Annotated in this window: 22 protein-coding genes and 1 tRNA gene; 12 read left to right on the forward strand and 11 right to left on the reverse strand. The window is 65.8% G+C overall.

What is annotated here, in order from left to right; genetic code table 11:
• Positions 1 to 45: 45 nt before the first annotated feature.
• The 4 genes from ftsE to prfB form a co-directional block, all read right to left on the reverse strand.
• Positions 46 to 735 (reverse strand): cell division ATP-binding protein FtsE, encoded by a 690-nt coding sequence (gene ftsE, locus ACFWCF_RS10955; protein WP_378493032.1) that lies wholly within the window; start codon positions 733 to 735, stop codon positions 46 to 48.
• Between the two features lie 31 nt (positions 736 to 766).
• The gene (locus ACFWCF_RS10960) at positions 767 to 1,231 is read right to left on the reverse strand and encodes a hypothetical protein (RefSeq protein WP_378560811.1); all 465 of its coding nucleotides are present in this window, start codon (positions 1,229 to 1,231) and stop codon (positions 767 to 769) included.
• Entirely contained in the window at positions 1,228 to 2,094 is an 867-nt protein-coding gene (locus tag ACFWCF_RS10965) for a mechanosensitive ion channel family protein (RefSeq protein ID WP_378560814.1), read from the reverse strand. The genes ACFWCF_RS10960 and ACFWCF_RS10965 overlap by 4 nt, the downstream gene beginning before the upstream one ends.
• A 72-nt stretch (positions 2,095 to 2,166) precedes the next feature.
• Positions 2,167 to 3,285 carry a peptide chain release factor 2 gene (prfB, locus tag ACFWCF_RS10970; protein WP_378560817.1) on the reverse strand — a complete coding sequence of 373 codons (1,119 nt, stop codon included), beginning with the start codon at positions 3,283 to 3,285 and terminating at the stop codon, positions 2,167 to 2,169.
• A gap of 39 nt (positions 3,286 to 3,324) precedes the next feature.
• Here prfB and ACFWCF_RS10975 point away from each other — a divergent pair, with 39 nt between their 5' ends.
• The 3 genes from ACFWCF_RS10975 (at position 3,325) to ACFWCF_RS10985 (ending at position 6,894) form a co-directional block, all read left to right on the forward strand.
• On the forward strand, positions 3,325 to 4,113 hold the full coding sequence (locus ACFWCF_RS10975) for an inositol monophosphatase family protein (RefSeq protein ID WP_378560820.1): 789 nt from the start codon (positions 3,325 to 3,327) through the stop codon (positions 4,111 to 4,113).
• 148 nt (positions 4,114 to 4,261) lie between these two features.
• Positions 4,262 to 5,653: an acyl-CoA dehydrogenase family protein gene (locus ACFWCF_RS10980; protein WP_378560823.1), complete on the forward strand. Its 1,392-nt coding sequence runs from the start codon at positions 4,262 to 4,264 to the stop codon at positions 5,651 to 5,653.
• Positions 5,654 to 5,682: 29 nt separating this feature from the next.
• Positions 5,683 to 6,894, forward strand: a complete 1,212-nt coding sequence (locus ACFWCF_RS10985) for an acyl-CoA dehydrogenase family protein (protein ID WP_378493038.1) — start codon at positions 5,683 to 5,685, stop codon at positions 6,892 to 6,894.
• 143 nt (positions 6,895 to 7,037) lie between these two features.
• Here the strand turns inward: ACFWCF_RS10985 and ACFWCF_RS10990 are convergent.
• Positions 7,038 to 7,114: transfer RNA gene (locus ACFWCF_RS10990), tRNA-Met, on the reverse strand.
• Between the two features lie 421 nt (positions 7,115 to 7,535).
• Between ACFWCF_RS10990 and ACFWCF_RS10995 the strand changes: the two genes are divergently transcribed.
• Complete coding sequence (locus ACFWCF_RS10995; protein WP_378560826.1) at positions 7,536 to 8,054, forward strand: transglycosylase family protein; 519 nt, start codon at positions 7,536 to 7,538, stop codon at positions 8,052 to 8,054.
• Positions 8,055 to 8,129: 75 nt separating this feature from the next.
• Here the strand turns inward: ACFWCF_RS10995 and ACFWCF_RS11000 are convergent, their stop codons facing one another.
• On the reverse strand, positions 8,130 to 11,141 hold the full coding sequence (locus ACFWCF_RS11000; RefSeq protein WP_378560829.1) for a UPF0182 family protein: 3,012 nt from the start codon (positions 11,139 to 11,141) through the stop codon (positions 8,130 to 8,132).
• Between the two features lie 164 nt (positions 11,142 to 11,305).
• Here ACFWCF_RS11000 and ACFWCF_RS11005 point away from each other — a divergent pair, with 164 nt between their 5' ends.
• The gene (locus ACFWCF_RS11005) at positions 11,306 to 11,905 is read left to right on the forward strand and encodes a PPA1309 family protein (protein WP_378493082.1); all 600 of its coding nucleotides are present in this window, start codon (positions 11,306 to 11,308) and stop codon (positions 11,903 to 11,905) included.
• A gap of 74 nt (positions 11,906 to 11,979) precedes the next feature.
• Here the strand turns inward: ACFWCF_RS11005 and ACFWCF_RS11010 are convergent, their stop codons facing one another.
• Positions 11,980 to 13,005 (reverse strand): PDZ domain-containing protein, encoded by a 1,026-nt coding sequence (locus tag ACFWCF_RS11010; RefSeq protein ID WP_378560832.1) that lies wholly within the window; start codon positions 13,003 to 13,005, stop codon positions 11,980 to 11,982.
• A gap of 87 nt (positions 13,006 to 13,092) precedes the next feature.
• Here ACFWCF_RS11010 and ACFWCF_RS11015 point away from each other — a divergent pair, with 87 nt between their 5' ends.
• The 3 genes from ACFWCF_RS11015 (at position 13,093) to ACFWCF_RS11025 (ending at position 16,862) form a co-directional block, all read left to right on the forward strand.
• A complete protein-coding gene (locus tag ACFWCF_RS11015; protein WP_378560835.1) occupies positions 13,093 to 14,520 on the forward strand; it encodes a zinc-dependent metalloprotease in 1,428 nt (475 codons plus the stop codon).
• Positions 14,521 to 14,614: 94 nt separating this feature from the next.
• The gene (locus ACFWCF_RS11020; protein ID WP_378560838.1) at positions 14,615 to 15,496 is read left to right on the forward strand and encodes a TOMM precursor leader peptide-binding protein; all 882 of its coding nucleotides are present in this window, start codon (positions 14,615 to 14,617) and stop codon (positions 15,494 to 15,496) included.
• 40 nt (positions 15,497 to 15,536) lie between these two features.
• Complete coding sequence (locus ACFWCF_RS11025) at positions 15,537 to 16,862, forward strand: ABC1 kinase family protein (RefSeq protein WP_378560841.1); 1,326 nt, start codon at positions 15,537 to 15,539, stop codon at positions 16,860 to 16,862.
• 51 nt (positions 16,863 to 16,913) lie between these two features.
• Here the strand turns inward: ACFWCF_RS11025 and ACFWCF_RS11030 are convergent, their stop codons facing one another.
• Positions 16,914 to 17,225 carry a WhiB family transcriptional regulator gene (locus tag ACFWCF_RS11030; RefSeq protein ID WP_378493092.1) on the reverse strand — a complete coding sequence of 104 codons (312 nt, stop codon included), beginning with the start codon at positions 17,223 to 17,225 and terminating at the stop codon, positions 16,914 to 16,916.
• 121 nt (positions 17,226 to 17,346) lie between these two features.
• Positions 17,347 to 17,487 carry a hypothetical protein gene (locus ACFWCF_RS11035; protein WP_378493086.1) on the reverse strand — a complete coding sequence of 47 codons (141 nt, stop codon included), beginning with the start codon at positions 17,485 to 17,487 and terminating at the stop codon, positions 17,347 to 17,349.
• A gap of 154 nt (positions 17,488 to 17,641) precedes the next feature.
• On the opposite strand from ACFWCF_RS11035, the gene ACFWCF_RS11040 reads away from it, so the two are divergent.
• A complete protein-coding gene (locus tag ACFWCF_RS11040; protein WP_378560844.1) occupies positions 17,642 to 18,001 on the forward strand; it encodes a VOC family protein in 360 nt (119 codons plus the stop codon).
• A 9-nt stretch (positions 18,002 to 18,010) separates the two neighbouring features.
• Here ACFWCF_RS11040 and ACFWCF_RS11045 read toward each other — a convergent pair whose 3' ends face one another.
• On the reverse strand, positions 18,011 to 18,490 hold the full coding sequence (locus tag ACFWCF_RS11045; RefSeq protein WP_378560847.1) for a MarR family winged helix-turn-helix transcriptional regulator: 480 nt from the start codon (positions 18,488 to 18,490) through the stop codon (positions 18,011 to 18,013).
• A gap of 92 nt (positions 18,491 to 18,582) precedes the next feature.
• Here ACFWCF_RS11045 and ACFWCF_RS11050 point away from each other — a divergent pair, with 92 nt between their 5' ends.
• Both ACFWCF_RS11050 and ACFWCF_RS11055 read left to right on the forward strand, forming a co-directional pair.
• Positions 18,583 to 19,467, forward strand: a complete 885-nt coding sequence (locus tag ACFWCF_RS11050) for an alpha/beta fold hydrolase (protein WP_378560850.1) — start codon at positions 18,583 to 18,585, stop codon at positions 19,465 to 19,467.
• A 292-nt stretch (positions 19,468 to 19,759) separates the two neighbouring features.
• Complete coding sequence (locus ACFWCF_RS11055) at positions 19,760 to 20,569, forward strand: alpha/beta hydrolase (protein WP_378560853.1); 810 nt, start codon at positions 19,760 to 19,762, stop codon at positions 20,567 to 20,569.
• A 3-nt stretch (positions 20,570 to 20,572) separates the two neighbouring features.
• Here ACFWCF_RS11055 and ACFWCF_RS11060 read toward each other — a convergent pair whose 3' ends face one another.
• Positions 20,573 to 22,738 carry an ATP-dependent DNA helicase UvrD2 gene (locus ACFWCF_RS11060; protein ID WP_378560856.1) on the reverse strand — a complete coding sequence of 722 codons (2,166 nt, stop codon included), beginning with the start codon at positions 22,736 to 22,738 and terminating at the stop codon, positions 20,573 to 20,575.
• A gap of 101 nt (positions 22,739 to 22,839) precedes the next feature.
• Between ACFWCF_RS11060 and ACFWCF_RS11065 the strand changes: the two genes are divergently transcribed.
• Complete coding sequence (locus ACFWCF_RS11065; RefSeq protein WP_378493090.1) at positions 22,840 to 23,109, forward strand: mycoredoxin; 270 nt, start codon at positions 22,840 to 22,842, stop codon at positions 23,107 to 23,109.
• The last annotated feature ends 40 nt before the right edge of the window (positions 23,110 to 23,149 follow it).

The following is a 23,149-nucleotide window of genomic DNA, read 5'->3' on the forward strand; positions in this document are numbered from 1 at the left end:
TCCTTCGGTTTGCCGGATGGACGGGTCTCGGAACGGTCGACTGGGTTACCGACCCACGCCGTACACACCGCGGGCTTCGTCGCGGACCACGCGGCCCAGATCGAGCTCGACGACCCGACGTCGCATCGCGTCGACGATGTGGTGATCGTGGGTGGCCATGAGCACGGTGGTGCCGGTGCGGTTGATGCGTTCGAGAAGCAGCATGATGTCCTGGCTGGTCTCGGGGTCGAGGTTGCCGGTGGGCTCGTCCGCCAGCAGCACCAGCGGCCGGTTCACGAACGCCCGCGCGATCGCGACACGCTGCTGCTCGCCACCCGACAATTCGGTGGGTAGGCGTCCTGCCTTGCCGGACAATCCGACGAGTTCGAGAACCTCGGGAACCGTCCGTTCGATCACGGAGCGGGGCTTACCGATGACCTCGAGCGCGAAGGAGATGTTCTCGGCCACGGTCTTGCGTTGCAGCAGCCGGAAGTCCTGGAAGACGCAGCCTAGGTTCTGGCGCAGTTTCGGCACGCGTCGCGCCGACAGCTTGTTGACGTGAAAATCTGCGACGTGGATCTCACCGCTGGTGGGTGCCTCCTCCCGCAACAGGAGCCGCATGAACGTCGATTTGCCGGAACCCGACGGTCCGATGAGGAAGACGAACTCGCCTTTGCCCACATCGACGGACACACCGTCCAGGGCGGGCCGGGTCGACGTCTTGTAGGACTTGGACACATTTTCCAGGCGGATCACGACGCCATGCTAGCCGTTATCCGAAAGTGACCTACTGTCCCGGTTCACCGGTCGGTTCGGTGCCCGATTCGCCGTCGAATCCCGGGAGTCCCGGGATCAGCGGCAATCGGAAGGGATTCGCGTCGGTCGTGGTCGCGGTGGGTGGCTGCGTACGGGTCGCCGGAGCGGGCGTGTCGCCCGGTGCCTCAGGTGTCTCGCCCGGTGTCGTCGTGACGGTGGGCGATTCTGTCGATGGCATCTCGGTCGTGGTGGTCGGATACCACTGCTCGGTCGTCTGCGCGGGTGGTGTGAACGGCACGTAGGGCGTCTCGGAGATGATGACGGCCTGCTGCGGTACGTCGACCTGGTCTGCCTGATCGACCGGCTGGTTGAGGGTCAGGTACAACACCCACAGCCCGGCCCACAGAAGACACATTGCGAGGGTCGCGGTACGAACCCGTCCGCCGAACAACCGTGACGGAATGCGGACAGGGCGGCGTTGCCGCTCGTCGGTCACGACGTCTCCGATCGTTCGACGACACTGGCGGTATCCAGTTGCGGCGTCACGGTGATGCCCTGCGCGCGGAGCGCCCCGGCGATGCGGGCGCGCAGCAGCCGGCCGACCTGGAACTGTTTGCCCGGCAGGGTCCGCGCGACGATGCGCACACTGACCTGATCGACTTCGAGGCTCTCGACACCCATGACGCTCGGCTCGTCGAGAAGCAACTCTCGCACGCGCTCCTCCTTGTAGGCGGCAACCCCGACCTCCCGCAGGATCTCGTTGACCGCGGAGATGTCGGCACTGACCGGGACCGGCACGTCGACAACGGCGCGTGCCCAGTCCTTCGACAGGTTGATGGCCTTGTTGATCTGCCCGTTGGGCACGGTGATCACCTCACCCGCGGCGCTGCGTACCCGGGTGACGCGCAGCGTCACGTCCTCGACGGTGCCGACAGCGTCCTCGGATGATCCTGTGACCGAAATCTGCACCGTGTCGCCGAAACCGTACTGACGTTCGGTGATGATGAAGAAGCCGGCGAGGATGTCCTGCACGACGCGCTGGGCCCCGAAACCCACGGCGGCGCCCACCACCGTCGCGGGCGCCACGAGACTGCCGATGGGCAGCGCGAGATAGTCGAAGACCTTGAGCGTGGCGATGATGTACACGAACGAGATCGCGATCCATGTCACGACCTGTGCCACAGAGTGCCGATGCTTCGTCGCTTCCGATCGCACGAGATCGTCGGATCGGGTGTAGCGGTCGTCGATCTTGCGGGTGATCCGGCCGCCGACCCACGCCACGAACCGCGCGATCAGCACCGCGCCCAACACTGTCAGCGCGATCAGCAGACCGCTCGACGACAGCCAGTCCCACATCATGCCCGAGGGAAACAGTGCTCTTCCTCCCTGAGAAGAACGACGTCGATCACAACATCTCCGCGAAGCGCAAAACTACTGGTTCTGATCTTCACCCATGCGCCAGCGGATGCCGGCTTCGAGGAAGCCGTCGATGTCGCCGTCGAGGACGCCGGACGGGTTGTTGACCTCGAACTCGGTGCGCAGGTCCTTGACCATCTGGTACGGGTGCAGCACGTAGGAGCGCATCTGGTTGCCCCAGGAGCTGCCGCCGTCGCCCTTGAGCGCATCCATCTCGGCGCGCTCTTCCTGACGCTTGCGCTCGAGAAGCTTCGCCTGGAGGACGCGCATCGCGGACACCTTGTTCTGCAGCTGCGACTTCTCGTTCTGGCAGGTGACGACGATGCCTGTGGGGACGTGGGTGAGGCGCACCGCCGAGTCGGTGGTGTTGACCGACTGTCCGCCCGGCCCGGACGACCGGTAGACATCGACGCGGACGTCGTTCTCGTCGATGTCGATGTGGTCGGTGGTCTCGACCACCGGCAGGACCTCGACCTCGGCGAACGAGGTCTGACGTCGGCCCTGGTTGTCGAAGGGGCTGATGCGGACGAGCCGGTGGGTGCCCATCTCGACCGACAACGTGCCGTACGTGTACGGCGCCTTGATCGCGAAGGTCGCCGACTTGATACCGGCCTCCTCGGCGTAGGAGGTGTCGTAGACCTCGACGCCGTAGCCGTGCTTGTCTGCCCAGCGGATGTACATACGCATGAGCATCTCGGCCCAGTCCGCGGCGTCGATACCACCGGCACCGGCGCGAATGTTGACGAGCGCGTCGCGCTGGTCGTACTCGCCCGACAGCAGCGTGCGCACTTCCATGGCCTCGATATCGACGCGCAAGGTCTCACGCTCGGAATCGGCGTCGGCCAGCGCGGATGCCATGGCATCGCCCTCTTCGCCTTCGGCGAGCTCGTAGAGCACGGGCAGATCCTCTAGGCGCTGCCGCAATTCCTCGACGCGGCGCAGCTCACTCTGGGCATGCGAGAGCTGGCTCGTGACCTGCTGGGCGTGTTCCTGGTCGTTCCACAGGTCTGGATCCGCCGCCTGATGTTCGAGCTCGTCGATACGGCGGCGCAGTTCCTCCACATCGAGAACCGACTCCACCGTCCGGAGGGTCGTCGCGAGCTCGGCCAGGTCTGCGGAAACATCGGGATGCACGATTCTCTAGGCTACCGGCTAGCGGCTAGCGTCTGACGCATGGCCACCGACTACACCGCCGATCTCGACCTCGCACTGCGTCTTGCCGACGCCGCCGACGCACTCACCCGCGACCGTTTCGGAGCGCTGGATCTGAGGGTCGACGACAAACCCGACCTGACACCGGTGTCCGATGCCGATCTCGCGGTGGAGCGTCTGATCCGGGGCACACTTGCCGCTGAACGACCCGGCGACGCGATTCTGGGCGAGGAATTCGGGGGCGAACCGGTCTTCGAAGGCCGGCAGTGGGTGGTCGATCCCATCGACGGCACCAAGAACTTCGTGCGGGGTGTGCCCGTGTGGGCGAGCCTGATCTCGCTTCTCGTCGACGGGGTGCCGGTCGTGGGCGTGGTCAGCGCGCCGGCGCTGAGCCGCCGGTGGTGGGCCTGCGCAGGCTTCGGCGCGTGGACGTCGCACGACGGTGGCGACCCACGCCTCATCACGGTGTCCGATGTGCGTTCGCTGGGGTCTGCGTCGCTGAGCTTCTCGAGCCTGTCGGGATGGAATGACCGCAATATCCGCGATCGGTTCGTCGACCTGACGGACGATGTGTGGCGCGTGCGCGCGTACGGCGACTTCTTCTCCTACTGCCTCCTTGCGGAGGGCGCACTCGAGATCGCGCTCGAGCCCGAGGTGTCACTGTGGGATCTGGCAGCGCTCGACGTGCTCGTCCGCGAGGCCGGTGGTGCGTTCACGAATCTCGACGGCACTGCGGGACCGCATGGCGGTAGCGCTGTCGCGACGAACGGCCCGCTCCAGGACGAAGTGCTCTCGCGGCTGAATTCCTGACGCCCATTCCCCACCGCCCGTGCCGCAATTCACGTGCTGCGCGGGCAGTATCGCCATGCCGACCCGCCCGGATCTTACTAGAGAGTAGACGCCGACCTTACTCCAGAGTAAGGTCGGCTCTCGTCCGCTCCGATACAAGAAACTTCTGGTGATCATGAGCAAGCAAGACAGTGTGTCCCGGAACACCCCACGCGACACGTCCGCCGTCGGCCTCAACCCGATCAAGCGGGACGCGATGGGAGCAGCGATGCGCGTCCTCTCGCGAATCACCGGCTCGGAACTTGCCGACCGTTACAACTTCCGGCAGGCGATCGACCGGGTGACGTACGAGTCCACCAAGACCGGCTTCAAGACCCTCGGTGCTGCGACCCGCACGTTCAAGAAGGTGTCCGGCGGAAACGGCCCCGAGCGTCTCGCTACGACGAAGAACGCCGACTATTTCGACCTCACCCCCACCGACGATCAGCAGATGATCGCGGAGACGGTGCGCGAGTTCGCCGCCGAGATCCTCCGTCCGGCCGCACACGACGCCGACGCTGCCGCAGCAGCACCCGCCGATCTGCTTGCACGCGCCGCGGAACTCGGCATCACGCTCGTCAACGTCCCCGAAGCATTCGACGGTGCCGCAGCCGAACGCGGGGTCGTCACCAACAGTCTCGTTGCCGAGGCCCTCGCACACGGCGACATGGGCCTCGCGCTGCCGATCCTCGCGCCGAGCGGCGTCGCGGTGGCGCTGACCGAGTGGGGCACCGACGAACAGCAGAAGACCTACCTGCCCGCGTTCGCCGGCGAGGACGTGCCGCAGGCCTCCGTCGTCATCGCTGAACCCCGCGCCCTGTTCGATCCGTTCGCGCTCCGCACGAAGGCGGTGCGGTCCCCGAGTGGGTACCGACTCAACGGGGTCAAGGCCCTCGTCCCAGCGGCCGGTAGCGCCGAACTGTTCATCGTGGCAGCGGAACTCGACGGCAAACCGTCGTTCTTCATCGTCGAAGCGAAGAGCAAGGGCGTCGTCGTGGAAGCCGACCCCAGCATGGGTCTGCGTGCCGCCGGCCTCGGCCGCCTCCTTCTCGAGGATGTCGCAGTACCGCAGTCGGCCCTCCTCGGCGACGAGAACCCGGACATTCGCGCGGAGCAGTACGCCGACGCGGTGCGGTTGTCGCGCCTCGGCTGGGCGTCGCTCGCCGTCGGCACCGGCCAGGCCGTCCTCGACTACGTCGTGCCGTACGTGAACGACCGCGAGGCATTCGGTGAGCCGATCAGCCACCGCCAGGCGGTCGCATTCATGGTGGCGAACATCAAGATCGAGCTCGATGGGCTCCGCCTCGTCACCCTCCGCGGTGCCGCGCGGGCCGAGCAGGGCCTCTCGTTCGCCCGCGAAGCCGCGCTCGCCCGCAAGCTTGCGACGGACAAGGGGATGCAGATCGGCCTCGACGGCGTCCAGCTGCTCGGTGGCCACGGCTTCACCAAGGAACATCCCGTCGAGCGTTGGTACCGCGACCTGCGCGCCATCGGCGTCGCCGAGGGCGTTGTCCTCGTCTGAGCGGCCCGGACACACACAAGGAACCTGTGATGATCAATCTCGAACTTCCCAAGAAGCTCAAGGCTTCTGCGAATCAGGCCCACCAGGTCGCCGCTCAGATCTTCCGGCCCGTCTCCCGCAGGTACGACCTCGCGGAACACGAGTACCCGGTCGAGCTGGACACGATGGCGGCAATGGTCGAGGCGCTCAACGATTCCGGCCAGGGCGCCGCAGGCGCAACGCTCGGCCGCGAGGGTAAAGCCAAGGAGTCGAGCGGCAGCAATGCCAACGGCGGAAACATGGCCGGCCTCCTCAATGTCATCGAAACATGCTGGGGCGACGTCGGATTGACGCTGTCCATCCCGTATCAGGGCCTCGGCAACTCCGCCATCGCCGCGGTCGCGACCGATGAACAGCTCGAACGCTTCGGCAAGGTGTGGGCCTCGATGGCCATCACCGAGCCCAGCTTCGGATCCGATTCCGCCGCCGTGACCACCACCGCCGTCCTCGACGGCGACGAGTGGGTCCTCAACGGCGAGAAGATCTTCGTCACCTCCGGTGAGCGTTCTTCGCATGTCGTCGTCTGGGCATCGGTCGACAAGTCGAAGGGCCGTGCCGCGATCAAGTCGTTCGTCGTGCCACGCGACGCTCCCGGACTGAGCGTCGCCCGGCTCGAGCACAAGCTCGGCATCAAGGCGTCCGACACTGCGGTGCTGCTGCTGCAGGACTGCCGCATCCCCAAGGACAACATCCTCGGATCACCCGAGGTCAACGTCGAGCAGGGGTTCGCCGGGGTCATGCAGACCTTCGACAACACCCGCCCGATCGTTGCGGGCATGGCGATCGGCCTCGGCCGTGCCGCGCTCGAAGAACTGCGCAGCATCCTGTCCGAGGCAGGCGTCGAGGTCAGCTACGACGTTCCGGCGAACAACCAGCACGCAGCCGCCGCCGAATTCCTTGCTCTCGAAGCAGATTGGGAGGCCGCCTACCTGCTCGCGCTGCGGGCGACGTGGATGGCCGACAACAAGAAGCCCAATTCGCTCGAGGCCTCGATCTCCAAGGCGAAGGCCGGCCGCACCGGCACCGCGGTCTCGCTCAAGGCCGTCGAGCTCGCGGGCACCTACGGCTATTCGGAGCGACCGCTGCTCGAGAAGTGGGCGCGCGACAGCAAGATCCTCGACATTTTCGAAGGTACGCAGCAGATCCAGCAGCTGATCGTGGCACGTCGCGTGCTCGGCAAGTCGTCCTCCGAACTCAAGTAGCAGAGCAATTCGGGCCCTACCCGGGGCAGGAAAGCCCTCGCCACACTCATATGTGGCGAGGGCTTCGACGTGGGATGAGCAGGAGGGTTGAACGACAAAAAGCGAAGGCCGGTCTTCCGAATTCGGAAGACCGGCCTTCGCGTTGGTAGCGGGGACAGGATTTGAACCTGCGACCTCTGGGTTATGAGCCCAGCGAGCTACCGAGCTGCTCCACCCCGCGTTGCAAGAACAAAGTTACACGTACGGGGGAACGAAAGGCAAATCGCCTGAGTCAGCGAGGTTTTGACGCTCGATTGGGTGACCCGAGTCACCATTCACCCATGATCCCCGACACATAACGGATGAATAACATCTTTGTGACGAGAGCGTGATTTTCTCTTATGACCTGCAGAAACGCGCTGGCTCATCTCACATTTTGGATATGAATCGGGGAAATCTGCCGGATGACGCCTCCCTCGATCCCCTTGTACGGTCGGTTCCGGTTCGAATCAACCGAACCACCACCGGACCGCCGCCGCTGAGTCTGCCCCGCGGGAACCGGTGCCTACGAAGATCTTCGGAGGGGCAGAAGCACTGCACAACCCGCCAGGCCAAACGTGGCGAGGGAGTGCCGTTGCCGCGAGCGCGAGAGGACCCACAGCATGACCACACCGTTCACCAAGCGCGCCCTTCGTACCGTCGTCGTGACCGGCGCGCTCGCCGCCATTCCGCTCGGCCTCGCCGCCGGCACCGCGTCCGCTGCTTCCCACAACTGGGACGGCGTTGCGCAGTGCGAAAGCGGTGGCAACTGGGCGATCAACACCGGCAACGGCTACTACGGTGGCCTGCAGTTCTCGCAGAGCACCTGGGAGGCCAACGGCGGTGCAGGGAACGCCGCCCACGCGTCGAAGGCGGAGCAGATCCGGGTCGCCGAGAACACGCTGCAGACCCAGGGCCCCGGCGCGTGGCCCACCTGCGGCCAGTACCTGACCACCGAGAGCGCACCGGCAGCACCCGCACCCGAGGCACCTGCCGCCCCGGCCGTACCCGATGCACCGATCGCCGAGGTGGCCGCACTCCCGGCCGAGGTCCAGCAGGCCATCGACGCTGCGGCCGATCTCGCCGCGCAGCATGGTTTCGATGCGCAGTTCTCGCAGCTCGTCAGCGTCGCCGGACTCTGATCCGGACTCGACAACGAGTACCGAACAACGAAAAGGACCCGCCGTCGGCGGGTCCTTTTCTCTCGTCAGTGGCCGTCAGCCGCCACTCGACTGGTAACTCTCGACTGCACGCTGCACTCTCGCGAGCGCATTGCCGTACGCATCGAAGTCGCCACTGCTCTGTGCATTGGCCAGCTCGTCGAGCGCTGAATCGAGTTCGGCGACCGCCGACTCACGGCTCGCGGGTGGAACTGTCGCAGAGGGTGCTCCGGGCTCCGGCTGCTGTCCGTCGTCGGGCACCGCACCTTCGGCCGTCTCGGAGCGGGTATCGTCCTCGACCTCCGCGCTCGACACAGCCGAACCGCCCGGAGCCGTCGCGGCATCGCCCACACCCTGACCGAACACCTGGTCCAGCGCTGCCGCCAGGGTCGGTGCGTAACCGATCCGCACTCCACCGCCCGAGCCCGGCTCGCGGTAGCTGACCAGTACGCGCGAGAGCTGCGGGAACGTGGATGTACTCCCCGCCGTCGGGTTACGTTCGGTGTACATCGGCTGGACGTACAGAATGCCGCCCTCGGCGATCGGCAATGTCAACAGGTTGCCGTACTGGATCCTGTTGGATCTCTCGAGCAGCGTCCGTTCCGATGCGACACGGGTGTCGGAGATCATCGCGTTCTGCGTCTGCTCCGGGCCGAAGGTCTGGGTATCGGTCGGTAATTGCAGAATCGTGAACTGCCCGTAGTTCTCCGGGTCTGCCTCCACCGAGATGTAAGCGGACAGGAACTGCCGGTTGTAACCCACCATCGCGGAGGTCAACCTGAATCTGGGGTCGGCAGTCTCCTCGTCGCCCATCAACAGGTAGTACGGCGGCTGATTGGCGGTGGTGTCCACCGTCGGGTCCGCCGGCACCGACCAGAACGCGTTGTTGGTGAAGAACTCGAGCGGCTCGTCGACGTGGTACTTCGCGAGCATTTCCCGCTGAACCTTGAACAGATCCTCGGGGTAGCGGAAGTGCGAGCGGAGTTCGTCGGAGATCTGATCCTCCGACGTCACGGCGTCGGGGAAGACACCCATCCATGCGTTGAGAACGGGATCCTGCTCGTCGACCTGGTAGAGCGTGACCGAGCCGTCGTACGCGTCGACAGTGGCCTTCACCGAGTTACGGATGTACGAGACTTCCTTGCGAGGAAGCAGACGCCCGGTGTTCTGGTCGACGCTGTCCTCGAGGAGACCTTCGAGTGAGCTGCGCTGCGCGTAGGGATAGTTGTCGAGCGTGGTGTACGCGTCGACGATCCACACGATGCGGCCGTCCACGGCTGCCGGGTAGGCATCGCCGTCGGCGGTGAGCCACGGAGCCACCTTGGTGACACGGTCGCGCGGGTCGCGGTTGTACAGGATCTTCGAGTCGCCACCGATTGCGCTGGAGAAGAGAATGTTGCGCTCGGCATACGTCGCAGCGAATGCGAACCTGTTGATCCAGTTGCCGATGTCGACGCCGCCCTCACCCGTGTAGGTGTAGGTCTCGGTATCGGTGTCGTACTCCCGGGGGGCAGCCCCGTCCCCTCCACCGACGATCGCGTAATCGGGGTTGGCCTCGGCGATCACCTCGCCGAAGTAGATGCGCGGCTGCTCGACGGGGATGACCTGGTTGCCTGCCGCCTGCGACGCGAGGTCGCTGATCATGTAGACCGGGTAGCCGCTGTTGCTGTTCGCGGCTTCTTCGGCCGAGGTGCTCGCGGCAGCGTTCACCCGGTTTGCGGGAGCCGCGACGAGTCCGTTGCCGTGGGTGTACACGGTGTGGCGGTTGATCCAGTCGGTCTGGTTCCCGGTGAGACTCGTGGGAGACAACTCACGAGCTGCGACGATGTAGTCCTCGACGCGGCCGTCGACCTCGTAGCGGTCGATATCCAGAGACTCGGGATATCCGTAGAAGTTCTTGAGCTGAGTCTGCTGTGTGAAGGTACGAGGCAGCACGTTCGGATCGAGAAGGCGGGTGTTCGCGATCGTCGTGAGGTCGGCCGGGACCTCCTCGGGCGAAACCGTGCCCACACCCGGATAGTCCTCGTACGTGACCTTGTCGTCGGTGATGCCGTAGGCCTCGCGCGTGGCCGCGATGTTCCGCTCGATGTACTCGCGTTCCTTGACGGCTGCGTTCGGTCGGACCGAGAACTGCTCGACCATGAGCGGGTAGATCGCGCCCACGAGAATCGACGAGAGCACCAGCAGCGCTGTGGCAAGTGCAGGAATCCGCAGATCGCGGAACACGATCGCCGCGAAGAACGCGATCGCACAGATGATCGCGATCGCCATGAGGATCAACTTGCCGGGCAGCACCGCATTGATGTCGGTGAAGCCGGCACCGCTGAACGTGGGCTCTTTCCGGCCGCTCCACAGCAGTTCGTAGCGGTCGAGCCAGTAGGCCACGGCCTTGAAGGCGACGAACAACCCCGCGAGCACGGCCAGCTGGATACGCGCGGCCTTGGAAATGCTGCCACCGCTGCCGCCGCGACCTGCGAGCCGGATTCCACCGAAGACGTAGTGCGTGACCAGGCTTGCGAAGAATGCCAGGATGATCGCCACGAACAACCAATTGAGGACGAACCGGAAGAACGGCAGGTCGAAGGCATAGAACCCGACATCCAACCCGAACTGCGGGTCGGTGGTGCCGAACGATCCCCCATTGAAGAACATCTGGACCGTCACCCAGCTCGACTGGGCGATCAGGCCGGACAACACACCGATGCCGATCGGAATGCCGAGACCGAAGGCGCGCATCCGCGTCATGACCGTCGTCCGGTATCGCGCGATCGGGTCGCCGGGCCCGGCAGTGGGCACGAATACCGGGCGCGATCGGTAGGCGAGGAACAGGGCAAGCCACAGCACCGCCGCCACCAGGATGCCGACGACGAGGAACAACGCGACTCGTGTCAGGAGAACTTTGACGTAGACGGCGCGGAAGTCGACAGAGCCGAACCACAGCCAGTTGGTATAGGTATCCAGAATTCTCGGGCCGAGGAGCAGCAACACGGCCACCACCAGGGCAAGTATCAGCAGAGCCTTGCTTCGTTTCGACAGGCTCGGTACTCCGGTCGGGGGCCTCATGCCCACGTGCCACGCTCCCAACTCGTACGGCGACGCGGGGATCCGCGCCGTCTCCACCTCGTGTCACAACCCGGTGACCGTTTCGCCCTACTCTACGGAAACCGTGTGCCGAGGGTGCACCCACCGCTCCGGTGGACACATTCAGTTCTCTCGGATGTCAGGATAGGCATGTGAACGATCACCTTCCTGTTCCTTCTCCCGATGCGCTCTCGCATGCCGTCCACGAGATCATCGACTTCGTCGATGCGGAGGGCTGGGACCGGCCTCCGGTGATGTTCGCGCTGGTCCCCACCGCGCTGCTCGCGGCAGCGGAACCGACCCTCAGCGACCAACTCGACGACGGCCACGAGTACACGCCGATCGTCCAGCATCTGCTGCCCGACGACGTCGAAGGTGGCAGTCCTGCACTGGACGAGTTCCTCGCGACCACCAGCTGGCCGGAGTCGGTATCCGGGTGTGCGCTCGTGCAGGAGATCGTGGTGCTTCCCCCGAGCGCGGAAACCGACCTGGACGAGGCCCTCGTCCCCCGGCTCGCCGACCGGCACGCAGCCGACGACGCGGCGCTCGGCGCTGCGCATGCTCATCCCGACCGTCGGGAGGCTCGCCTGATCACCGCGGTGCTGCGCGACGGCCCGTCGATGAGCCTGCTCGAACTTCGCCCCACCGACGACGATCCCTTCGCGGGCGCCGAACTGCGCGTCGCCGATGATCTCGCGCCCCAGGTCGTCGAGGCGCTGTACGCGACGCTCGAGGCCGAGAACGACGACTGAGCCGGGCCTCCGTCCCATCGCGCTCGGTCGGTCACCGATCGGTTGAATCGCGGTCGATTCAACCGCAGGTCGGTTCAATCGCAGGTCGGGGCGTCGCCGCCCGAGGTGACCGACGCGAGTGCGTCGATCGCGCCTTCGAGGGTCTCCACCTCGATCAACCGGACCCCGTCGGGGGCTCCCGACAACGCCTCGGCGCAGTTGTCGGCCGGAACCAGGAAGAACTCGGCGCCGCCCTCCTCGGCCGCAGTCAGCTTGTGGGTGATGCCGCCGATCGGGCCAACGACGCCGTCGGAGTCGATCGTGCCGGTGCCCGCGACATGCGCACCGCCGTTGAGTGCACCCGGGCTCAGCTTGTCCACGACAGCGAGGCTGAACATCAGGCCCGCCGACGGGCCACCGACATCGGCCAGGTTGAACGAGACGGTGAACGGCACCTCTGGAGTCTCTTCGGTGCCGATACCGAGGAAACCCTTGTCCGGGTCGCCCGGGCGCTCCCCGACAGTGACGGGAACGACTTCCTCGGAGCCGTCACGTTCGACCGTGATCTCGAGGTCGCTGCCCGGCTCGGTGTCGCCGACCGCGCGCTGGACCTGACCGGCGGTGCTGACCGTATTACCGCCCACGGCGAGGATCCGGTCGCCTTGCTGCAGCAGATCCGTCGCCGGGGCGTCGTCGGCCACCTGTGCGACACGGAGGGTGACGGGCATGTCCAGATAGTGGAGTGCTGCAAGTTCGGCACTGCGCTCGGACTGCGCGAACTGCGCGTGATCTGCCGCCTTGACCTCGTCCTTACTGCGGGTCGGCGGATACACCTGCTCACGCGGCGCCAGACCGTAGCGTCCGCTGAACCAGGCCAGGAACGTCTGGGCCAGGGTCAGATTGTCGGTGACACCGACCGTGGTCATCACCAGTTCACCGGTCGTGGGGTCGGGTTCGGTGCCCTCGAGTTCGATGACCGGTGTTCCATCGACGTCGCCGAGAGTATTGAAGGTCGGCCCCGGACCGAGTGCGACGTAGGGCACGCGCACATTGAATGCCAGCACCGCGAGGACCACTACCGGGAGCAGGACGGCAAGGGGCATCACGAGGCGTCGATTCACCCGGCCAGGGTAGCGGGCGGGCGATGTTCGCGTTCAGCGTGACCACACCGACCGTTTCAAGCTCCGTCCCCTTGTACCGTTGACGGTATGAGCGACACCCCCTTCGGATTCTCGAACCCCGACGACGATCCCGATCGCAAGAAGGACGGGGGGTCCGACAGCGGTGCAAGCGGCTCGGAGGGCGGTAGCCCGTTCGGTTTCGGACTGCCCGGCAGCGGCGGCGACAACCCGTTCGGCGCGCAGGGCTTCGACCCGTCCCAGTTCGGCCAGATGCTGAGCCAATTCGGTCAGATGCTCAGCGGAATGGGCAGCGCGATGGGAACAGGTGGGTCCGGCCCGGTCAACTACGATGTCGCCACCAAGCTGGCGCGTCAGCAGATCGGGTCGGTCACCCCGGTATCCACGGGCACCACCGATGCCGTGCGCGACGCGGCACGCCTGGCCGAGTTGTGGCTCGACGCTGCGACGACACTGCCTGCGGGCGCCACCAAGGCCGTGGCATGGACACCCGTCGACTGGCTCGACAACACGCTCGACACCTGGAAGCGTCTCGCCGACCCGATCGCCGAGCAGGTCAACGGCATGATGGTGCAGGGACTTCCCGAGGAAGCCCGAACCATGGTCGGGCCGATGATGGGCATGTTCTCCCAGATGGGCGGCCTCGCGTTCGGTTCGCAGCTCGGTCAGGCACTCGGCCAGCTCTCGAAGGAAGTACTCACCTCGACCGACATCGGGATCCCACTCGGACCGGAAGGTACCGCGGGGTTGATGCCCGCGGCCATCGAATCGTTCGGTGAGGGACTCGAGCAGCCGGCGCAGGAAGTGCTGGTGTTCCTGGCGGCACGCGAATCCGCCCACCAGCGGCTCTACAGCCATGTGCCGTGGCTGCGTCAGCGGCTGCTCGGCGCGGTCGAGGAGTACGCCCGCGGAATCAAGATGGACTTCTCGGCCATCGAAGATCTCGCGCAGGGCATCGATCCGGCGTCGCTGACCGACCCCGCGAAGATTCAGGAGCTCCTCGGCCAGGGCGCGTTCGAACCTCAGACCACACCGGAACAGAAGGCCGCGCTCGAACGGCTCGAGACGATGCTGGCACTGATCGAGGGCTGGGTCGAGATCGTGGTGTCGGACGCTCTCAGCGATCGTCTCCCCGGTGTGTCGGCGCTGAGCGAGACGCTCCGCCGTCGACGCGCCACGGGCGGTCCCGCAGAGCAGACCTTCGCGTCGCTGGTGGGCCTCGAACTCCGGCCCCGGAAACTGCGGGAGGCCGCGACGCTGTGGCGTCGCCTCACCACCGATGCGGGCGCGGACGCGCGCGACAAGGTCTGGGCACACCCCGACCTGCTCCCGGATTCGTCCGATCTCGACAACCCCACCGCATTCGTCGACCGAGTCATCGGGGACGAAACCGACTCGTTCGACGACCCCATCGCGCAGCTGAAGGCGATGATGGAACGCGAAGAGAACGAACGCGAGAAGAACTCGGACGACGAGAATCCCGACGAATCGCACTGAGACCGTCTTTACGCTGGTCACAGGGATTCAGCCCTGTGGATAACCCGGGCCGGACAACCCCGGACGAAGCAACGCGGCTGAGAAGCTTCCCGGTATGACCAGTTCCCTGCGCACCGAAGCTTCGGTCGATACTGAGACGCACCCCGGCCTCTCGTTCGATCCCTCGCTGCTCGTGTTGAGACGTTCCGATGGTCGCGTGCAGCTCGGGTGGGGACCCGAGACCGGGCGCATCATCGTTCCTCCCGAAGGTCTCGACGAATTCGATGTGCGTACCGTGCTGCAGTTGCTGGACGGTACGCATTCCGATGACGAACTGGTCGCCACCGCCGTCGAGCGCGGCGCGGATGCGGCCGGGGTTCGATTGCTCCTCGACGACCTCGTGGCAACCGGGATCGTCCGGGGCTCGGCACCACCCCGTACACGTGTAGCCCCCGAGCCCGCGCAGCGGATCCGGATCTACGGTGACGGCCCGCTCGCCGATGCACTGTGCACGCAGCTGTCGTTGCGGGACACCAAATGGTTTCGGGCGAGTCGGTACACCGGCGACGAACGGCTCCGCGAAGACCTCGCGTGCGTGGTCCTGGCGGACGTCCAGGTGCCCGATCCACTCGTGGTGCGCGACCTCATGCGTCACCGCGTACCGCATCTGACGGTCCGTACGAGGGACGGGCGCGGAATCGTGGGTCCGTTCGTCGTCCCCGGCAGCACGAGCTGTCTGCGGTGTGCGGATCTGACCCGCACCGACCTCGATCCGTCGTGGCCCGTACTCGCCGCCCAGCTGTGGGACAGGCCGGGGCACGCCGAACGCGCGGTGGTTCTCGCCACTGCTGCCCTCGCCTTGGGAGAGCTCGACGCAATTCTTGCCGGAGCCACGTCGCCCGCTGTGGCCGATCACACCGTGGAAGTGGATCTGTCGTCATACCGACTTTCGAGGCGCCGCTGGTTTCGCCATCCGGACTGCGAGTGCACCGGGTGACCCGGACCCCGGGGCGGCCATCATGTAGGTGCGGTCAGGCATGATGGTGTGCGTGGCAGACATCCCTCGCAGAAGTTCTTCCCGCACGGCCAAACTCGCGACCATTCCGTTGGGCATCGCGGGACGCGCCGCAGTGGGCTTCGGCAGGCGTCTTGCCGGAGGCGATCGCAACGAGATCGACGCCGAGATGGCTGCGAAGGCTGCCGAGCAGCTGTTCACCGTGCTGGGCGAGCTCAAGGGCGGCGCAATGAAGCTCGGACAAGCGCTCAGCGTGATGGAGGCTGCGGTTCCCGAGGAGTTCGCCGAGCCGTATCGAGAAGCACTGACCAAGCTCCAGGCGGAGGCCCCGCCACTGCCTGCCAAGGCCGTGCACCATATGCTCGACCAACAGCTCGGCACCAAGTGGCGCGAGCGTTTCGCATCGTTCGACGACGTACCGACCGCGTCGGCCAGTATCGGCCAGGTGCATCGAGCAGTGTGGTCCGATGGCCGCGACGTTGCGGTCAAGGTTCAATATCCGGGCGCCGACGAGGCACTGCGCGCAGATCTGAAGACGCTGTCGAGGTTCGCGAGCCTGTTCTCGACCGTGATGCCGGGCACCGATGTCCGGGCAATCCTCGATGAACTCTCGGATCGCACCGAGGAAGAACTCGACTATCGCACCGAGGCCGACAATCAGCGTGCGTTCGCGAAGGTCTTCGAGCACGACCCACAGTTCGTAGTGCCCCGCGTCGTCGCGAGCGCCCCCAAAGTCACTGTGACCGAATGGCTTTCCGCTACGCCCTTGTCATCGATCATCACCGGCGGCACACGTGAGCAACGTAACCGCGCGGGTGCCCTGCTCGCCGAGTTCCATTTCTCCTCGCCGGCACGAGTGGGCTTGCTGCACAGCGATCCGCACCCGGGCAATTTCATGCTGCTCGACGACGGACGTCTCGGCGTCATCGATTTCGGCGCCACGGCAGCGATGCCGGACGGCTTTCCACCGGTGCTGGGCCGGATGGTCCGACTGGCACTCGACGAACGGTTCGACGAGCTGACACAGCTGTTGTACGACAACAAGTTCGTGCTGCCCGGCCGGACGGTGACGGACCGGGAGATCGCCGATTACCTCCGCCCGTTCACCGACCCGATCCGGACCGAGTCGTTCCATTTCACTCGCTCATGGCTACAGCAGGTGGCCGGTGTTGCCACCGACTTCTCCAGTCCTCAGTTCCGGACCGCCCGGACGTTGAATCTCCCGCCCGAATATCTGAGCGTCTTCCGGGTCCTGCTGGGTTCGGTGGGGATCTGCGCCCAGCTCGACGCGTATGCGCCGTACATGCGGATCCTCACCGAGTGGCTGCCCGCGTTCGTCGACGAGTGACCGCCCCGCGCGGCCGTGGGGAGCATGTCCCCCCACGGCCGCCGGAGCGGCTCATGCACATACCAATTCCTTGTCGGGATCGGTGACCACGGGATTCTTGCGTGGCCGCCCGCGGGGGCGCTTGCGTGCGACGATCGCTCCGCGGTCGAGGATTTCGCCGCCCCACACGCCCCAGGGCTCTTCGCGGTCGAGGGCTGCTGCCAGGCAGCGAGAGCGCACTGGACATGCGGAACACAGTTCCTTGGCGCGTTCGAGACCGTCGGGTGTCTCCGCGAACCACAGGTCCGGGTCGTAGTTGTGGCACGGCAGGATTCCGGCACGCACACCGGTATCTCCGTCGGAATCGTGCGGGGCGGTCGACAGAGTGTCGCTCGGCACGAGAACTCCTTTTCGGTGGTTCGGATGGAATGCGGTGCGAACCGAGCCGAAAATCAGAAAGGCCACGGTCCGCTGGGCGGGGTCCGTGGCCTGGAATCGGATGCGTCTACCGGAGGCGAACCTCGGGCAGAGTCCTGACCACGGACGAGACGGCTGCTGCACGCTCACGACGGGCGCGCGGAGCAGCCACGTCGGCTGCCCCGGCGGCGGGGGCAGCGATGAGCGCGAGCGCTGTGAAGCCGAGCATCGGTGCTACCTCCTACCGTGATTCGTGCACGGGCTCTCCCGTGACATCGTCATCCAGAGTAGTGATGCCTCCGCGGATGGCACAAGTTATTTTCTACCTGCGGTTTTGTCGCGATCTATGCCTTCCCGCGCCCGATCGCGGTTACGGTGGACGCATGGCACTCGCGACGACGAGATTCCTTCCGGTACTCGATTGCCCCGATCCACGGGCCCTCGCCGGCTTCTACGGCGAACTGCTCGGCTGGCGTATCTCGGATGACCGGGACGAGTGGGTGGAACTCGCCCGGGACGATGCCACTGCGATGGCATTCCAGCGCGCACCGGACTTCGTTCCTCGCATGTGGCCGGGAGAAGGCGTCTTCGCCCACCTCGACTTCCACGTCCCCGACCTCGATGATGCCGAGCGAGTGGCACTCGACCTCGGTGCCACCCGCATCGACGGCCTCTCGCCGGCGACGTCCTTCCGGGTGTTCCGCGATCCGGCAGGACACCATTTCTGCCTGTGCAAAGGCTGACACGCCCTACTATCCGGTCGCTTCACCTGCACGAACAGAGTCGACTCCGCCGCGCATGTCCGCCAGGAATTTGTCGATCGTGATCAGTTCTTCCGCGCTGTAGGTGTCGAGCGCGGTGGTCGCGCTCGCAAGCAATGGGCCGAAGAACGCCCACCCTCGCTCCTTCGCCGCCGCTGTGACCTCGAGCAGAACTCGTCGACGGTCACGGTCGTCGCGTCGCCGACGCACGTGCCCCGCTTTCTCCATTCGGTCGATCAGCGCTGTCACGGACGCCGATTCGAGATGGAGCTGCTCACGCAACCAGGTCGGTGTCGCAGGGCGGGTGGCGCGATCAGCATCGAGCAAGCAGATCAATGCTCGGACGTCGGTGGCATGCATGCCGTTCACCCGGGCGAATTCTGCTCCGAGCAGGTGCAGCTCGACCACGAGGGCACGCAGCTGATGCACTGTGCCGAGCGAATTCCCGGCGGGTGTGGATTCTGCAGCCATGATGTTCTCCCGGCCTCGACAGCATTGGCACGGCACTCTACTATCTCGACCTAACAAGTATCTCGATGCATAGAGCTATTCAGGAGGTTCGGATGCCCGCTGTATCGATCACCGACTTCGCCACCACCGCCGAGGGCGCCGCGTTCTACCGCGCCTACGATCGAGTGCTCGAGAAGTGGCCGGCCGACATCACCAGCACGGATCTGGATTCGGAGTACGGGACGACCCGTGTGAACTCCTGCGGTCCTGACGGCGCGCCACCCGTCGTGCTACTGCCTGGCGGCGGAGCGACGTCCACGGTGTGGTTCCGCAACGTCGCGGCTCTCGCGACGAGGCATCGGGTGCACGCGATCGACCTGATAGGAGACGCCGGCCGGAGCGTCGCCGACGGCACACCGATCAAGTCCACGAGCACGTTGCTCTCGTGGCTCACCACCGTCGTCGACGGAATGGGCGCCGAATCCTTCGGACTGATCGGCCATTCGTACGGGGCGATGATCGCCCTCGCCTATGCGCTGCGCGCACCCGATCGCGTCGAGAAGCTGATCCTGCTCGACCCCACTTCGTGCTTCGCCGGGATGCACCCTCGGTATCTGGCCCGCGCGCTGCCGATATTGCTCCGCCCGAGCGCGAAGCGTCAACGCAGCTTCATCGCGTGGGAGACGAACGGCCACGCGATCGACGAGCACTGGCTGGACTTGTCGGCGCAGGGCGCCGCATACTTCCCGGCGACGAAGACCGTCGTTCCACCTCGTCCTGAGCCGGCCCACCTTCGTTCCATGAAACCCGACACGACCGTCATCCTCGCGGCCGACAGCAAGGCCCACGACAGTCGCCGCGTTGCCGCCGACATCGCGAAGACACACCGACAGATCCGGGTGGTGACCCTCGACGAAGCCACACACCACACGATGCCGATGACACCCGCGGCCGCACTCGACACGGAACTGGTCCGCGCTCTCCACCCACAGAGGTGAGTGAGGGTTTCCAGGCCGAGACCGGATCGCAACCGACCCAACATCGCCCCGCAACCCCCTCCGCCTTATGGCGTGCAACTATCTGGTGGTGCAGAAGTTGTGTGTGGGCTCAATGTTGCGTGTGTTGTCGATTTCGGCTGCGGCCGTGGCCCTCGGGATCGGAGCAAGCACGCCGGCCGCGGCGGAGCCTCAACCGTCGGAGAGTAGTGCGGTTTCGAACCGGGCACCGCATGTGGTGGAGACACGGATACTCTCCCCCACCCATACCGTCGTCGATGTCTATTCGCCCGCGATGGATCGAGTGATCTCCAACGACGTTCTCCGCCCCGCACACGGCGGCTCGCTGCCCACGCTCTATCTCCTCAACGGTGCACTCGGCGGCGAGGACGGCGTCGGCTGGATGAACAATTCACAGGCACCCGAATTCTTCGCCGACAAGAATGTGACGGTCGTACTGCCGGTCGGCGGACGCCTCAGCTTCTACACGGATTGGGGGGCCGCCGACCCGATCCTGGGCGTGAACATGTGGGAGACCTATCTGACCCGGGAACTGCCGGGTGTCATCGACCGTGAGTTCGGCGGGACCGGACTCAACGCCGTCGCGGGGTTGTCGATGAGTGGCGGGCCCGCACTGGATCTCGCGATCCAAGCGCCGGAGTTGTATCAGGCCGCCGCATCGTTCAGTGGGTGTCCGGCACCGAGCAACCTTCTTGCCACCGTGGGTATCTCGACGATGATCGCCAGTGGTCTGAACAACCCCTTCAACATGTGGGGCCCGCCCGGCAGCCGAGGGTGGAGAGCGCACGATCCCGCAGCCAACGCCGCGAAACTGGCGGGCACCGCCGTGTACGTCAGCGCGTCCCGCGGAGCTGTCGGCGCGGTGGACAAGATCCCCGACGGTGCGATCCCGCCGGTCGGCGGCATGGTGGTCGAGGCACTCGTCCACCGATGCACCGCACTGTTCGTCGACGCCCTCGAAGAAGCGGGTGTCCCCGCGACAGTGTCGATGCGCGACACCGGTGCACACACGTGGGCGCTGTTCGAAGATCAGCTACGCGAGGCGTGGAGCACCACGATCGCCCCCGCACTGCAGACGCGCTGAGCCCTACAGGTCGAGGGCCTCTGTGGTCCGCTCACCGCGCACGAGCGCGAGGACGTCGGCCCCGAACTGTTCGAGCTTCCTCGCACCGATGCCCGGGATCGCCACGAGCGCCCGAGCGTCGGCGGGTTGCTGTTCGGCGATCGCGACCAGGGTGTTGTCGGTGAACACCACGTAGGCGGGCACTTTGAGCTCCTTCGACCGGTCGCGTCGCCAGTCCTTCAGCGCCACCAGCAGGTCTTCATCGAGGTTCGACGGACACCCTTCGCACCGGCCGAGCTTCGTGGAGGTCGACGTCATCAACGACTTCCCGCAGACCCGGCACTGCGGGCGCTTCTTCTTCGGCGGCGCCGGTTCGACGATCTTCGACGCAGGCGAACTGTCGGGGATCAAACCCAGTAGGAATCGTGATCGACGGCGAGACTTGCGTCCACCCTCGGTACGCGACAGCGCCCAGGACAGCTGCAGGTGCACGCGCGCACGCGTCACCCCGACATACAGCAGCCGACGTTCTTCCTCGATGCCGGCTTCGTCCGGTGCGGTGTCCTTGTCGCCTGTGACGTGCGTGATCGGCAGCATGCCGTCGGTGAGCCCGACGAGGAACACGGCGTCCCACTCGAGCCCCTTCGCCGCATGCAGCGACGCGAGGGTGACGCCCTGCACGGTCGGTGGCTGCCGGGCTTCGGCGCGCGCGGCGAGATCGCGTAGCAGGCTCGCAAGGGTGAGGTCCGGTTCGTGTTCGAGGAGTTCCTCGGTGAGCTGCACGAGAGCGGTGAGCGACGCCCACCTCTCGCGTGCCTGGGTGCCTGCGGGTTCGGCGTCGGTCAGGCCGAGCGGGACGAGGGTGGCCCGGACCAGGCTGATCAGGTTGGTTCCGCGGTCTGCGTCCTCGGGCAGGTCGTCGCGCGAGCCGGTCTTCCGCAGCTCGTTCACTGCCTGGCGCACTTCGGCGCGCTGGAAGAACCCTTCGCCCCCGCGTACCTGGTAGGGAATGCCGGTCTCGGTGAAGGCCTGTTCGTAGGCCTCGGACTGAGCATTGATCCGGTACAGCACGGCGATCTCGGACGCCGCCACACCGTCGCGCAGCAGCTTGGCGATGGCCTTCGCGACAGCTTTCGCTTCGGCAGGTTCGTCGTCGTACTCGGCGAAGACCGGCTCGGGCCCCGATGGGCGCTGACCGATCAGCTGGAGCCTGGTTCCGGCGATCCGGCCCCGCGCCTGGCCGATCACCCGGTTCGCAAGGTCGACGACCTGCGGGGTCGATCTGTAGTCGCGTTCGAGCCGGACCATGGTGGCTTCGGGAAACCGGCGGGAGAAGTCGAGCAGGTGCTTCGGTGAGGCGCCCGTGAACGAGTAGATCGTCTGGTTCGCGTCGCCGACCACCGTCAGGTCGTCTCGCTCGCCCAGCCATGCGTCGAGCACACGCTGCTGCAACGGCGTCACGTCCTGGTATTCGTCGACGACGAAACAGCGATATCGGTCGCGGAACTCCTCGGCCACCGTGGGGTTGTTCTCGAGGGCACCAGCCGTCTGCAGCAGCAGATCGTCGAAGTCGAGATAGATGCCGTCCTCGCCCCGGTTCTTGAGGAATTCGTATGCGGCGTAGACCTTCGCGACCCGCTCGGCGTCGGCGGGTGGCTCACGCCGTGCCCGAGCCGCTGCTGCGGGGTAGTCCTCGGGTGCGTGGAGCGACCCTTTCGCCCATTCGATCTCGGAGAGGAGGTCGCGGACCGTGTCGGTATCGGTCGGAAATCCGGCGCGATGCGCGGCCTGCGACACGACCGCGAACTTGCGGTCGAGCAGGTGCCACGGAATGTCTCCGACCACCTGCGGCCAGAAGTAGCGCAACTGCCTCAGAGCAGCAGCGTGGAATGTACGTGCCTGAACCTGCGGGCCCGATCCGCCGACGCCGAGCTCCCGAAGCCGTGAACGCATCTCTCCCGCGGCGCGCGCCGTGAAGGTGACGGCGAGGACCTGTCCGGCCGAGACGTGGCCGTCGGAAACGAGGTGAGCGATCCGGCGCGTGATGGTGCGGGTTTTGCCGGTACCGGCGCCTGCGAGAACACACACCGGCCCTCGGGGGGCGAGGACTGCCGCTGCCTGTTCCGGGTCGAGACCGTCCACCGCCGCTTCCACACGCATGGCCTCCATCATGACAGTGCGGACCGACATCACGCCCGTCCGGCGTCACCTTCGGGCACGCCGCCTGTGTCGCAGAACACATTTCGGCGTGGAGCGGAACAGATCAGAGGCCGTGCGACGTTGTCGCCGTCATGACGACCCCTGATCTGACGAGCCCCGAATCGCCCGCTCTCACCATCTACTCGACCACGTGGTGCGGGTACTGCAAGCGCCTCAAGAAGCAGCTCGACGAGAACGGCATCGGCTACGCCGAGATCGACATCGAGTCCGATCCCGCAGCCGCAGAGTTCGTCGGCAGCGTCAACGACGGCAATCACATCGTTCCGACGGTGAAGTACGCGGACGGAACCACCGCAACCAATCCGCCGCTCTCTGCGGTCAAGCGCGCACTGGGCCTGTAGTCGGCCACGAGTCGGGCGGTGCCGGTCACAGACCGGCACA

The organism is Rhodococcus sp. NPDC060090 (assembly GCF_042729855.1).
Lineage (GTDB): Bacteria > Actinomycetota > Actinomycetes > Mycobacteriales > Mycobacteriaceae > Rhodococcus.

Excerpts from the sequence above, each read along its gene's own strand:
- ACFWCF_RS10965 (WP_378560814.1), bottom strand. The coding sequence starts at position 2,094 with ATGATGTGGGACTGGCTGTCGTCGAGCGGTCTGCTGATCGCGCTGACA.
- ACFWCF_RS10975 (WP_378560820.1), top strand. The coding sequence starts at position 3,325 with ATGGCCACCGACTACACCGCCGATCTCGACCTCGCACTGCGTCTTGCC.
- ACFWCF_RS10985 (WP_378493038.1), top strand. The coding sequence starts at position 5,683 with ATGATCAATCTCGAACTTCCCAAGAAGCTCAAGGCTTCTGCGAATCAG.
- ACFWCF_RS10995 (WP_378560826.1), top strand. The coding sequence starts at position 7,536 with ATGACCACACCGTTCACCAAGCGCGCCCTTCGTACCGTCGTCGTGACC.
- ACFWCF_RS11015 (WP_378560835.1), top strand. The coding sequence starts at position 13,093 with ATGAGCGACACCCCCTTCGGATTCTCGAACCCCGACGACGATCCCGAT.
- ACFWCF_RS11020 (WP_378560838.1), top strand. The coding sequence starts at position 14,615 with ATGACCAGTTCCCTGCGCACCGAAGCTTCGGTCGATACTGAGACGCAC.
- ACFWCF_RS11025 (WP_378560841.1), top strand. The coding sequence starts at position 15,537 with ATGATGGTGTGCGTGGCAGACATCCCTCGCAGAAGTTCTTCCCGCACG.
- ACFWCF_RS11035 (WP_378493086.1), bottom strand. The coding sequence starts at position 17,487 with ATGCTCGGCTTCACAGCGCTCGCGCTCATCGCTGCCCCCGCCGCCGGG.
- ACFWCF_RS11040 (WP_378560844.1), top strand. The coding sequence starts at position 17,642 with ATGGCACTCGCGACGACGAGATTCCTTCCGGTACTCGATTGCCCCGAT.
- ACFWCF_RS11045 (WP_378560847.1), bottom strand. The coding sequence starts at position 18,490 with ATGGCTGCAGAATCCACACCCGCCGGGAATTCGCTCGGCACAGTGCAT.
- ACFWCF_RS11050 (WP_378560850.1), top strand. The coding sequence starts at position 18,583 with ATGCCCGCTGTATCGATCACCGACTTCGCCACCACCGCCGAGGGCGCC.
- ACFWCF_RS11055 (WP_378560853.1), top strand. The coding sequence starts at position 19,760 with ATGGATCGAGTGATCTCCAACGACGTTCTCCGCCCCGCACACGGCGGC.
- ACFWCF_RS11060 (WP_378560856.1), bottom strand. The coding sequence starts at position 22,738 with ATGTCGGTCCGCACTGTCATGATGGAGGCCATGCGTGTGGAAGCGGCG.
- ACFWCF_RS11065 (WP_378493090.1), top strand. The coding sequence starts at position 22,840 with ATGACGACCCCTGATCTGACGAGCCCCGAATCGCCCGCTCTCACCATC.